The sequence below is a fragment of the Gramella sp. KN1008 genome, from assembly GCF_004332155.1.
Lineage (GTDB): Bacteria > Bacteroidota > Bacteroidia > Flavobacteriales > Flavobacteriaceae > Christiangramia.
Genome location: NZ_SJDV01000009.1, coordinates 91832 through 104381 on the forward strand (window position 1 = coordinate 91832; position 12550 = coordinate 104381).

Consider the following 12550-nt stretch of genomic DNA (forward strand, 5'->3'; position numbering starts at 1 on the left):
TATATGAATCTTTATCACAATTATGCGGAAACCGCTGAAATTGACGTGAAAAATCAAATCAGCAAGGGATATGCTATTCAACCACTGGAGAGTTTCTTTAACAATAAAAATTTTATGACACCGGTAACCTTTAAAAATCATTCAGATTATCATCGATTAAAGTTAACTGATAAATTTTACACGGAAGGTTTCGATAAGGGTATAGCCTATTATAAACAGTTAATAAAAGAGAATCCTGCAAAAGCTGAAAAATTGAAGAATAGTCTTGCTTTAGTGCCGATCACCATTACTTCTTTTGAGAGAGCAAAGTTTAATAACTCCCCGTTGTTCTTTTATTATCATCCGGATTTTCATTACTGTGATACCTATTGGAAAGCGCCCAGTGAAGAAATTAAAACAGCCAAATCCTTGTTGACATATCTACTTAAAGAAGATATTTTACAAAATGATGCTTCCTATTTTGAAGATATGGGATATACCCAAATGGTATTAGGTGAGCCCCAGGAAGCATTACGGTCATATGAAAATGCTCTTATGAAAACAAAAGATGATGATCAATGGAACATTGAAAGACTACAGAATATGATTAAAATTTTAAAGTGAGAATGCACTGGGAGGCAACGAGTCTTAAAAATTGAAGATGAAATACTAATTAATAGCCTTTTTGCAAGTGGAAACTGGGTATCATCTTCTACATAACTAAATAATAATGATGGCATTTATGTGCTTAAACTAACCGAAACAGACTTACCTGGCTGCTTTAAACAAAATAAATTAAAATTTAGTATAAAATCAATGCGGTTAAAAGTGGAAAACTTCCCAAGTGAACCACTGCTTATGAGCTAGGTCTTGTGTCTTGGAAAAGCTTTAGGAATAGATCCGATATTCTGATAAGCTGAGAATACCGAAAAATTGTAGCTGATAACAAAAAATAAAGAAGGTTAATTTGTCAGACTGGGAACTAACATCTCCTGTAAAAGTAAAGATTTGTTGTATTGCATATTTTAGTTTTTAAAATGAGAGTTAAAATTTCAAATTCATCAGCAGAACTTCTTCTTCTCATTTGTTGTTTTTATTTACCTCATTATACAATTTACTTATTTCGTTGATCACAATTTCAGGCTGATCGGCCCATATCTTATGTTCGGCATTTGAAGCTAATATGTAATTGCGGTTGGGACCGCAACCAAAAGATTTTAGACATTCCCTCCACTTTTGTGCTTCATGAGGTTTAACCATAGCCGGAAGGTTTTCTGCGGCAATTATACTCACAGGTAAATCGTTAGGTAATGATTTATCACTCATAAAACCTGAAATTTGTTCCAGGTTTTTTAGTACATAGAATAATCCCTTCCTATACTCTTTAAGCATTTTCCAGTCCTTTTCTGCAATTGTACTGACGTAATTAGCTGACCATTCTTTTGTAAAAAAACAGGGGAGTGCCACATCGATAAATACTGCACCCTTAACTCTTTCTTTATTCCTGTTAGCAAAGAGAGTAGAATAGAAACCCCCAAAGGAATGACTAACAATAAAGAGCTCATTGTTAACACCAAGTTTTTGAAGTGCACGCTCCAGGTCTATTACTTCCTGTTGAAAATTCACTGCTAATGTATCTATTCCACTTTTCCCTAACCCGGCACGATCATACGTAATAATGGTTGCTCCGGTAGATTCTTGAATTGGCTTTAAAATTTTTTTCCACACACTTGCATCATCACCATTACCAGCTTCAAAGAGAATTGGGGTGCCTGCTCCTTTCAAAATTTTAAAATGCAATTTGTGATTCCCTACATCAATGAGAGTATCTATTGATTGAGAAAAAGCTTTACTCCAAGTAAAAAGGAAAAGTAGGATTAACAGGAAGGAGGTATTTTTCATTAACTTCATTCTTATAGCTCAAATATCCAAAAAAAGTTTTTATTCTCTTACTTATTTTGCAACTCTACAATTATCTTACTGGCATTCTCAGCATTTCCGTATTCGGGGTTAATCTCGAGAGCTTTTCTGTAAGATTCAAGAGCAGGTTCGGTCTGTCCGTTCATTTTATAAGATTCTCCCAGACTGTCGAATAAATTGGCTTCTTCAGGATAAAGTTCTGTTCCCAGTTTGAAAACTTCTATAGCCTGGGGTAATTTATCGGATTTTATCAATTCGTAACCGGCAACATTTAGGGTGTAAGGATCAAGTAGTTTTTCCCTGTCGGCTTCTTCATCTAATTTTGAAAGCTCTTCTTGTAATCCGGCAATTCCCTTTTCATTTACCAGCTTAACAATTTGTGAAGCAGTAAGCGTTTCTATGAATTTGGTATTGGTAAGCTTCGCTTCAATCTTTTCTTCCAGATTCAAAATCCAGCCACCACCGCTGGAAGTTAACAGCACTTTTCCGGTATTTAATTCAGGTGTAAAAGAGTAAAACAAGGTATAGCCATCGGCATCTCCATCATGCTGGTATCGATCTCCTTTTAAAAGTGGCCATTTCATAAGGCCTAAACCATAGATAATATCGGGATCCTCATTCATTAACATCGTATCCAATGACTTTCTATCTGTTAAGATCATAGGTGACATGGTACTATCTTTCAGAAATTCTCTATAGGCTTCCAAATGATCCTGCATTAAAACCATGAGATCATCTACATTAGAAAACAGGCCGGTAGCCGGAGTCGCTTTTCCCCAATAGCTATAACCGGTCATTCTTTTAGGATCATCTGGAGGATACGCCATTGCAATATTCCTCTTTTGATCTTCGGATAACTGCTTAATTGTATTTGGCATTTCCCTACCGAAAGTCACATATTTCTTAACCAGTTCTTCATACTCCATTCCGGTTACTTTTTCGCAAATATATCCGGCTATATTATATCCGGAATTGGAATAATCAACTCGGGTTCCAGGTTCAAAATCTAGCTCTATACTGTTGATATCTTTAATAAGTTCTTCTTCTGAATATCCGCCATCCCAGGAAAATCCATCGGCTTTAGCTTTACCATATACCGTACAGGCGTAATTTGGAATTCCGGCCTGATGTTGCATTAACTGTTGCAGTGTAATTCCTTTAAAGGTTTTTTTTGCACGTTCGGTAAGGATATCCTTAAGGTAAAAATTGATTTCCCGATTGAGTTCCAGTTTGCCTTCTTCAATAAGATGGCTTACCACGAGCCCGGTAAACATTTTAGAAATGGAGGCTATCTGAAATATGGTATTAGAAGTAACATTTTCATCACTTTCACGAGTGAATGTGCCGAATCCATCTTTATAAATAATCTCTCCATCCCTTATAATTCCTACAGCTACTGCGGGAATATCATTCTCCTGCATTGCTTTCTGAATTTCTTTAGCGGTCCAGTCTGCAAATTCCTCATTGGTAAGTGACTGTGTATTTTCTGTCTGGGCTACCGTATTCGTATTCTGTTGGCAGGCATTGAGGAGGACTAATAAAAGAAGGGACAGTTTTTTCATTTTAGCATGTATTAAACTCACCGTGAATTCACATAGAATTCGCGGTGAAATTTTTAAAAATAATTAAGTCTTAAGCCGAGAAATCATATCCTCCGCATTTTTATTTTCAGGATTTAAGTCTAAGGATTTTTGAAAGTTTGTTTTGGCTTTTTTATTATTCCCAATTTTCATATAAGCTTCTCCAAGACTATCATAGGCATTGAAAGAATTCGGAAATTCGTTTACCATCGTTTCAAATAAACGTACAGCGTATTTGGGATTATTATCAATAAACTTATAGCCAAGTGCATTTAAATGCGCTTCGGTATCTTCAGCAAACAGCTTTTTATAATTCTGAAAAACCCCCTCTGCTGAGATATTACCTTCAATGAATTCTTCTTCAATTTTATTCATCATGAGCTCATTTTCATCTGCAAGATCTTTATCTATCATACCCGCAAGGTGGTTAATTACCATATTATGAACTGAATAAGTTTTCATTCCATTACTCAAAAAGATTATAGCCATATCCTTCTCCGGGAAAAAACGAATCCCGCTTACTCCACCACCTGTAAATCCATAAGTGAGATTTCCATTTACTTTATAAACCGCCCATCCGTTGGTAAAATGTTCTTTTGGACCTTTTTCATATTCAAAAGTTTCCAACATTAATTTGTGGGTTTCAGAAGATAAAAACTTATTTTTTAAAACATTTTGGCACCATTCAATAAGCCTTGGCATGGTAATACTGATTCCATTTCCCGGATGTCCAATTTCATCACCGACAGGTGTATTTCTTTCGAATAACTCCCGTTTTGCTATATAATTATATTTGATTACTCTATTTGGGATGGCCTCCTTGAAATTTGAAGAATAAAGTATACCTTCAGAATTGCCATTAAATTGATTTCGAATTATATAGTCAGCAAATTTATCTCCTGTGATCTGTTCGATGATTCTCGCCAAAAACCAATAATTAGTCTGGTTATACTGAAAATGTGCACCAGGCTCAAAATACATCTCTTCCTTATACAGCTCCTTTAAAAGCTTGTCATGTGGAAGACTCATGTCAAATCTGATAAAATCAGGAATTCCAGAAGAATGAGTCAGCAGGTTTTGGATCGTTACCTTTTTCCATTCTTCAGGGATATCCTTAAAATACTTACTAATAGGATCTGTTATATTGATCTTCTCCTCTTCAACTAATTTAAAAACGGCGACGTTAGTCATTAGTTTAGATGCAGAAAATAATGGCATCATCGAATTTTTAGAAACAGGAGTCAAAGATTCAATCATACCGGTCCCAAAATAATCCTGATAGAGTATGTTATCATTTTTTATAACAGCGGCGGCCATCCCCGGAATACCATGTACTTTTTGAGTATTTTCTAAATATTCAGAGATTTTTGAACTAACCGAATTCTGAGCAACGCTAATTATGCTAAAAAGAGAAAGTGTAAATAGTAAAAGTTTAATTTTCATGGTTTATATTTTGTTTCCCTAACGACGAGTAGTAAATACAAGTGTTGCAAAAGCTTTTTAAAGTGGTAAAGCTCTGGAAGTATATGCTTTATGAACAATCTTCCATTCTCCTTCAATTTTCAAAAGCATGAAATAATCGGTATATAATTTTTTACCCGGAATTAAAATTTCTGCTTTTGCAATCGCCGCATTATTTTCAAAATCTATAGAAATAATTCTTCCCACCCGGTTGTTTTTCTGGCCTTCTTTAAAGATAGAGATATACTCCTTTCCGTTCCAGGTTTTAAGCGTCTGGTCTTCGGTAATAGAGTAAAGATTCAAATTTTCATGAAAAGCCTCTTTAATACGATCCGGCTCTCCGTTAGAAGTTCCCTCCATATAGTGATTAATGGTTTCGGTAATTTGCTCCAAATCGCTCTGGGCATTTGAGAAGTATGAAATACCTATAAAAACTAGGCTTAAAACTATTTTTTTCATGTGAATTGATTTATTGATTTTTAATTGTTTCAATTACCTTCTGTGCTACTAAGCGACTACCAGAAGGATCCTGCCCTGAAACTAACCGTCCATCGTATACATAAAAGCCGTCCCAACCCCTTTGGGAATATTTATACTCACCCCCATTTTCCTTCAATTTCTTTTCTATAGAAAAAGGAAATTGCTTGTAATAATCAGCGTCTAAAGTTTCAAATGCATCTGGAAATCCACTAATTTTTTTCCCTTCATATATATACTTTCCGTCTGGCAATTTCACATTAACGAGACCTGCAGTACCGTGACAGATGGCTGAAACCACTCCCCCCTTTAGGTAAATGAAACTTGTTAGTTCCTGAATACTTTTATTATCTGGCACTCCAAACATGGCGGCACCTCCACCGCTGTAATAAACCGCTAAGTAACCTGAGGCTTTAATTTCATCAGGCCTTTTAGTGTTTTTCAACAGATTCATAAAGCTAGAATCATACAAATAGTGCTTTTGAACAGGATCTGAAGTTCTAATATATCCTAGTGGTATAGCCCCACCTTCCGGACTTACGAAGTCCACTTTATAACCAGCTTTCTTAAATTCATCAAAAGCTACTACTATCTCCTCAAAATGGTTCGCAGCATCTTTTTTAAGGTCACCATAAGTATGCTGATTTGAGGTAACAAAAAGAATTTTATTTTGAGACTTAACAGGCAATGTTAATCCCACAACAAGAAAAAACACCAAGTAAGATTTTAATCTTTGCATATCGACTGAATTTTGATGCAATATGCAGGCAAAAATTAAAGAAAAGGTTTTTTGCTATAATTCGGGAGTTCGGTTTTATAAAAACAGACTTTTTATTCTTTGCATATAAGCCAATTAACGAAATTTTAAATTCAGAAAATCTGAAAATTCCAATTTTTCAAGTATGGCAATTGCAAGTTCAATCTATGAATTAAACTCTCAAGCAATTTTTTATAATCACAAATGGCCATAATTTTAATTCGGATTTCCGAAATAGTTTTAATCGAATCATCATAAGTATTTGGTGATTACAGAAAATGAAAAACGTCTAATTATTTCTGGAAATAATTTCCTCGAAAGTAAGACTCAGATTGAGACTTATTTTTATAATTAATTGGTTTAGGATTCAACTGACCTCCAAATAAACCTTGGTTTTTACCAAAGAAATTGATCCTTTCATAGTTCAATTTGATAGATTCTTTGTCCAGATTGGGCCAGCCCCCTTTCAATTCCCGCGAGTTATTTGCATAATTAGGTGTCCCAGAATTAAAATTCTTTAGTTTATAAAAGAAATAGGAAGTAGAAATACCTAGAAGCACAAACAGGCCGCAGACGATAATTTTATTCCCAAAAAAAGATTCTGGTGTTTGCATCTGATTAGGATAAATAATTATTACATTCGGTAAAATCAAATGTAAATCAGGATCTAAAGACCAGCGCAATAATATCTTAAGAGGTTGTTTAATTATATAAAATAGAAGTCCATGATTATAAAATCAAACCTTATTTTTATATCCAGAGGGTGTGAGTCCTGTAATTTTTTTAAAGGCAGAAAAAAAGGTCGATTTTGTATTAAAGCCACTTTCGTAACCAATGGCTTCTATGGTGTAATTGTGTTTAGAATGCAATAAGCGTTTCGCCTCTTCAATTCTAAATTCATTGATATATAGGGAGAACGATTTTCCCAAGTTATCATTTAAATATTGAGAGAGAATATGGGTGGATATGTTAATTTCTTGGGCTAGGTCAGCTAGTTTTAAATCGGAATTCTGATATAACTTTTTTTCCTCAACCACTTTTAATTTTTTAGTAATCTGCTCAAGTTGTTCTTCATCTATTGCCTTATCTTCATAAGATGACTTATTCTCAAAAAACAGCGAATTATGTTTATTTTTAAAAACCCACAATAGAATTAATAAATAGAAAACAAAGGAAAAACTTAATGCACCTACAATATAGGAAACATAAGAACCTAAAACGTATGCAAACCAAATAATAAAAATTCCCGCTACTATATTCAGAAACCATTTTTCGCGATCATTTAATGAATCTTTTCTAGAATATAATCTCCGAAAGACATCCTTCAAAAGGTAGACTGCCAGCACTATATAAATAATCCATTGCAGATATATCAATGGTACCAGAGTTTTGCTCCATAACTCCTTATAAGACCAATAAGGATATTCCCAACCAACTATGAGGAGTACAGCCAGATAAGGCAGAATATTTAGTATCCATATATAAGTAGATATATTATTTTTTATCTGGGAGCGAATGTAGAGATACAGAAAAGGTCCAATCAACGAGCACGCAGTTAAACCTATTTGGATAATACTATCAGCGAGGTTTGGAATTATATAATAGAAGGCAGATTTTAAGATCCTAACGCTTATGACTAATAATAATAACGATAGAAACCAGTTCGAAAATTTCTTTTTATGAGCAATGATACCAAAATATACGCTTAAGATTAAAGCATTTAAGCCACCGAAGGCGCTTAGTAAAAACAAAACCTGACTACCAAGATCCATGGCTACTAAATTACAAATAAGTTTAATATTTTATTTTTGAAATCGAAATCCCTATTAATGTATAGCATGTCCAATTAGATTCTGACCGGTTAAAACTAATAGATTGTTCATCTAACTTATAATGTCAGTTCAATATTACATATTGGTCGCAACTGAATAAAAAGCCATATTTAAATACAATAAAAATAATAGGAATTAGTATTTATTTCCTTTAAAAGATATTTTATCATTTCCAACCATGAATATATTAGAGAGGCTAACTAAGGAAATAGAAATAGAAGGTTCATGGGATAGAACCCTAGAACTCGAGAGAAATGAAATGCTCGAGAGTCCTCTTACAAAAGACACCAATCTATATTTTATAGATAGATATGAAAGAGTTTTAAAAAGGAGCCCACAGCTGTTTTAGGAAATTCCTCATAAATATATAGCTGCTTATCTAAGAATGTCTCCAGAAACCCTTTCAAGGATGCAAAAATCTTGATGAGAAAAAATTGTTATTTGAATAAACATCTACTTCTTTATACCTAAAATATATTATGACGGATAACTGCTAGCGAGTCTATTATTGTTTTTCCGGCCATTCGTCTTTTAAGATACTATAGAAAATGGTGTCCCTTCTTCGGTTATTTGTCATTAGCGTATGACTTCTTAAAATACCTTCCTCAATTAATCCAGATTTAAGCATTCCTTTTCTAGCAGGAATATTTAATACATCTGTTTTTAATTCTATTCTAACAGTTTCAGTTTCCTCAAAGAGAAATTTGAAAAGCAATTTTTTAACATGACTATTAATTCCTGTGCCTTGGTATTCTTTTGCAATCCAGGTCCATCCAATTTCAACTCGCTTATCTCTTTGCGAAATATTCGAAACCCGGGTAGAACCAATTATTTCATCATTTTCCACGGTTATAATTGAAAATGGAAGTGATTTTTTGTTTTCAAGTTCCTTTATTGCCAGGTTAATCCAATCTTCCAACATGGTTTCCTTTGACAAATCTGTAGTAAAATAATACCACATATTTTGATCGTTAGTTAAGTTATTCATAACCTCAAAATCTTCTTTTTTAATCGGTCGAAGAATTACTCGAGGAGATTCGATTGTTTTATTAAAATTCAACATTTATTGTCAGATTATCTTTCAAGGTAGTTTGATTGAAGAATAAGTAATTTCTAATTAATTTTTTTAGTGAATTCATAAACCCCTCCTCTATTCTTTATTCTAAGTTTATCATCATTTATAGTATAATGAAAATCACCGGTAATCTGTTCTAAAAATGGAATACTCCAATTTTCATCACAGTTTGTAGGCCGTGGAAATATTGTTAAGGGTTCAATAAATATTCTTCCTTTCTCAATTCTTAAATTGCGTTTGAGTTTTATTCCACAGCCCAGGTTTATCTCTACTTCTCTATCAAAAACATCAAATTTTAATGACGGATTTGATCTAAGAATTTCATATTCTTCCAAATCCCCCAATTTGATATCATCAATTTTCTGCAAAACCCATTCTTTATTTTCTATTGGTAAAAGGTCAAGTTTTTTTAGCCTAACCTTAATAGAATCAGAATATAAAATTAATATGTCTTCTATAACATGCAACGAATCTGAACCTAATAGTAATTTGCTAAAATGATTTTCAAGGGATAAAGAAGGGCAAGCAACCTCGTTCTGAAAAAAGTCTGAAAAATGGATTCGATTTCCTTCCTTTTTAAATTTGGCACTAAAACCATTACACCCCAGACTGCCGTAAATTAGACTTTTTACAGTATCCACTTTAAATCTAGGCACAGAAATATGGTTAAGCATTTCTTTCTCCGTAAAGGAAGTATCCCCCATTTGTTGTAAAATCCATCTGTTTTGGAACGCTACGCTCTCCCTATTGCTTTGATTTTCTTTTATTTTATTTTGGCTGGAATCATTTGAGGATTCCTCTTTACAGGAAAAAAGCAATGAAAATAAAAAAAGTAGCAGATATAGACCTTTCATTATATATAATTCAAATATGCTTTCACCAAAATACTTTATTTCTTACTAACCTCATCTTGCTATTCCTGCCAGTGGGATCAAAAAAACATCTCCCGGCATCATTTTAATTTTTAAGACGATTCAGCTTTATAAAATTTAAATAACCACCTTATTAAAGCATTATTTTTACTAAAAAGTATTGATTATGTCATTTCCAATACTCTATACAAAAAGACTACTTCTCAATAAACTAAAAGATCGTGATATTCCGGCAATTGTTGCAATGGCTTCTAATAAGAAAATTTCTGATTTAACCAGAAACATACCTCATCCATATACTGAAAATGAAGCTGTCTCTTGGTTGAAATCTATAGCTTCTAGCTATGAAAAAGGTATACATTACGCGTTTGCAATTCGACTGAGAGAAAAAAAAGACTTTATTGGTACTATTAGTTTAAAATTAAAAAACGATAAAAATGCTGAGTTGGCTTACTGGGTAGGAGAAGAATACTGGAACCATGGTTATGTAACGGAAGCTGCCAAGCATATTTTGGATTTTGGCTTCGCCGATCTTAAACTTCAAACCATTTTTGCATCCTATCTTAAAATAAATAAACCGTCTGCTAGAGTACTCGAAAAGATTGGGATGTTAGATACTGGCGAAATGGAGGTTTCTTCTGAACTTAATACCTGCAGCATCGAAAGTACTCGTTACTTTTCTCTAACAATGGGTAGTTAGGAAGCATTTTAATAATCTGTATCTCTTATTTTATATTTCTTGATAACCTGGTTTCTAATAGAATCGTTAGCAACTTCTACTCCCAATCCTCCACCCTGTGAACCGAAAATCTGACACCCATACTTTATAGCATATATCCTGTCGATAAGCATCTTAAAAGGTAGAACATTTATCTCATTATTTGCATAAGCTTTTTGAATCTCCGGTAGATATTTTTCCATCATTGTAATATTCGAATGTTGAATAACCGACCACATGACATCACTATATTCTTCTCCGGCTAATTCTCTGCCGATATACTTTTTATATATTGAAAATAAGGAATCAACAGATTTTTGATTGGAAGCATCCAAAACATGTTGTTTTTCCCAGTCAATTTCTTTATCGAATCTATACTACTGATCTTTTAATTTTATGTCCTGAAGCGTTGCGATAAGCTCACAATCTTTGGCATTTTATATACAATATTCCGTATCATAAATCGAAGAAGAAAGATTGGTTTCTTTTCCTGTACATCCTGTATAGAAATCAGTGAAATTGGCTTTTAGCAGCATCTCCACCTTGCTATTCCCCATAGATTTAGAATAATTACAAAAGGAATCAGCATCGTTCTCAATACCCTTCCGAATAGCTGTCAAAATGTTCTCTTTATCTTCCTGTAGCGATATAAAGGCAATGGCAATATTCCAGTAATCTGCCACATTAAAATTCTCGGGATTATTTTGAGTATCTTCTTTTGTATTTTCAATGATCATTTTCCCATATCTAAACTTCTTATCAGCAACAGCTTCTTTTTGAACTGGAGAATAGGACAGTACGAAATTCTCAAAACTATAACCCTGAGAAAAAATATTAGTGAAGCATAAGAAAATAGAAATTCTGAATATAGTTTTCATGATTGACTGAATTTCTCATGATTAATAAATTTTAAACATCATATCTGTCATTTTTACCACTATGCAAGATGCCCTCTAACGCATTCTTTCTCCAGGCTTTTGTAGAATCATAAAGTTGCTCTTCAAAATCAATATCGGCGATTAAAACTTGAGTATTATTCCGTTCTGCTGAATTGGAAATAAATCCATCAGGTCTCACCAAAAATGCACCCCAGCAGCTTTCTTTTGCAGAAGTGTTGCTGCAACTTATAAACATATAATTATTAGCAGCATACGAAATAATGGAAGCTATCATCGTCTGGGTAGGGATATTATCCGAAATGTTCAAAGAATGATTTTTAGCAAAAGGAAATTTCATTTTTTCAAACTTTTCCGAGGGAATGTTTCCGGCATGAAACGAATGAAATACCATTTGCACATTTCTTTTCGCAAGCTCTCTATAGAGTTCGGGATATCTATAGTCATGGCAAATAAGCATACTACACGTAATACCTTTCACCTTAAAAATTGAAAAATGATTCCCGGACCGATAATGTTTCAAATCATCGATCCCTCCTTCTGTTCCACCTGCGCAAAACCTTTTATCATATCTTTCCTGAATACCTCCATTTTCATCAATTGCATATAATGAATTAAAGGGCTTCAGGTTTTTATTGTCCAGAAAAGAGGTGCCGAGAATGATTCTTATTTTAAGATCATTCGCGAGACTCTGAATTTCTTCGGTAAGCTTATCAAGTAATGCCCAGTCAAAATCTTTCAAATCCGGAAAGTCTACCCCTGCATATCCCGATAAAGCACACTCCGGAAATTGTATAATATCACACTTTTTACCGGCAGCTTCTCTAATATGCTGGCATATAAATTCAAAATTAGAATTTAAATTCTGGCTTACGGGAAACTGACTAATACCTACACGTAAATTCATTTTAAACTTTTCTTTACTTCCGGAAATTCCAATTTATTGGAACGTTTTGAAATATTATATGGCAGTAATTTTATAT

13 protein-coding genes and 1 pseudogene are annotated in these 12550 nt (G+C 33.6%); 3 read left to right on the forward strand and 11 right to left on the reverse strand.

From position 1 onward, the window contains the following. The first annotated feature begins 3 nt into the window (after window positions 1-3). Window positions 4-603: a hypothetical protein gene (locus EZJ28_RS14235; protein ID WP_131399046.1), complete on the forward strand. Its 600-nt coding sequence runs from the start codon at window positions 4-6 to the stop codon at window positions 601-603. Window positions 604-1059: 456 nt separating this feature from the next. On the opposite strand, the gene EZJ28_RS14240 is transcribed toward EZJ28_RS14235, so the two are convergent. The 6 genes from EZJ28_RS14240 to EZJ28_RS14265 form a co-directional block, all read right to left on the reverse strand. Then, a complete protein-coding gene (locus EZJ28_RS14240; RefSeq protein ID WP_131399048.1) occupies window positions 1060-1890 on the reverse strand; it encodes an alpha/beta fold hydrolase in 831 nt (276 codons plus the stop codon). Window positions 1891-1928: 38 nt separating this feature from the next. Next, the gene (locus EZJ28_RS14245) at window positions 1929-3461 is read right to left on the reverse strand and encodes a serine hydrolase domain-containing protein (RefSeq protein ID WP_131399051.1); all 1533 of its coding nucleotides are present in this window, start codon (window positions 3459-3461) and stop codon (window positions 1929-1931) included. A 63-nt stretch (window positions 3462-3524) separates the two neighbouring features. Next, window positions 3525-4922 carry a serine hydrolase domain-containing protein gene (locus EZJ28_RS14250; protein ID WP_131399053.1) on the reverse strand — a complete coding sequence of 466 codons (1398 nt, stop codon included), beginning with the start codon at window positions 4920-4922 and terminating at the stop codon, window positions 3525-3527. A 57-nt stretch (window positions 4923-4979) separates the two neighbouring features. Beyond that, window positions 4980-5399 carry a nuclear transport factor 2 family protein gene (locus EZJ28_RS14255; RefSeq protein WP_165499089.1) on the reverse strand — a complete coding sequence of 140 codons (420 nt, stop codon included), beginning with the start codon at window positions 5397-5399 and terminating at the stop codon, window positions 4980-4982. A 10-nt stretch (window positions 5400-5409) separates the two neighbouring features. Then, window positions 5410-6156, reverse strand: a complete 747-nt coding sequence (locus tag EZJ28_RS14260) for a type 1 glutamine amidotransferase domain-containing protein (protein WP_131399055.1) — start codon at window positions 6154-6156, stop codon at window positions 5410-5412. Window positions 6157-6911: 755 nt separating this feature from the next. Further along, window positions 6912-7946 (reverse strand): AraC family transcriptional regulator, encoded by a 1035-nt coding sequence (locus EZJ28_RS14265; RefSeq protein ID WP_131399057.1) that lies wholly within the window; start codon window positions 7944-7946, stop codon window positions 6912-6914. Window positions 7947-8313: 367 nt separating this feature from the next. On the opposite strand from EZJ28_RS14265, the pseudogene EZJ28_RS16165 reads away from it, so the two are divergent. Next, window positions 8314-8430: pseudogene (locus EZJ28_RS16165) on the forward strand (Crp/Fnr family transcriptional regulator); the annotation flags it as partial. 81 nt (window positions 8431-8511) lie between these two features. Here the strand turns inward: EZJ28_RS16165 and EZJ28_RS14275 are convergent. Together EZJ28_RS14275 and EZJ28_RS14280 are read right to left on the reverse strand one after the other, a co-directional pair. Next, complete coding sequence (locus tag EZJ28_RS14275; protein ID WP_131399059.1) at window positions 8512-9069, reverse strand: GNAT family N-acetyltransferase; 558 nt, start codon at window positions 9067-9069, stop codon at window positions 8512-8514. 50 nt (window positions 9070-9119) lie between these two features. Next, entirely contained in the window at window positions 9120-9935 is an 816-nt protein-coding gene (locus EZJ28_RS14280) for an META domain-containing protein (protein ID WP_131399061.1), read from the reverse strand. A 184-nt stretch (window positions 9936-10119) separates the two neighbouring features. Between EZJ28_RS14280 and EZJ28_RS14285 the strand changes: the two genes are divergently transcribed. Beyond that, the gene (locus EZJ28_RS14285; RefSeq protein WP_131399063.1) at window positions 10120-10653 is read left to right on the forward strand and encodes a GNAT family N-acetyltransferase; all 534 of its coding nucleotides are present in this window, start codon (window positions 10120-10122) and stop codon (window positions 10651-10653) included. Between the two features lie 8 nt (window positions 10654-10661). On the opposite strand, the gene EZJ28_RS14290 is transcribed toward EZJ28_RS14285, so the two are convergent. The 3 genes from EZJ28_RS14290 to EZJ28_RS14300 all read right to left on the reverse strand — a co-directional run bounded on the left by EZJ28_RS14290 (window position 10662) and on the right by EZJ28_RS14300 (window position 12474). Beyond that, window positions 10662-11006, reverse strand: coding sequence for a hypothetical protein (locus EZJ28_RS14290; protein WP_131399065.1), 345 nt, complete (start codon window positions 11004-11006; stop codon window positions 10662-10664). Between the two features lie 102 nt (window positions 11007-11108). Further along, window positions 11109-11549, reverse strand: coding sequence for a hypothetical protein (locus tag EZJ28_RS14295; protein ID WP_131399067.1), 441 nt, complete (start codon window positions 11547-11549; stop codon window positions 11109-11111). Between the two features lie 31 nt (window positions 11550-11580). Further along, window positions 11581-12474: a carbon-nitrogen hydrolase family protein gene (locus EZJ28_RS14300; protein ID WP_131399069.1), complete on the reverse strand. Its 894-nt coding sequence runs from the start codon at window positions 12472-12474 to the stop codon at window positions 11581-11583. Between the last annotated feature and the right edge of the window lie 76 nt (window positions 12475-12550).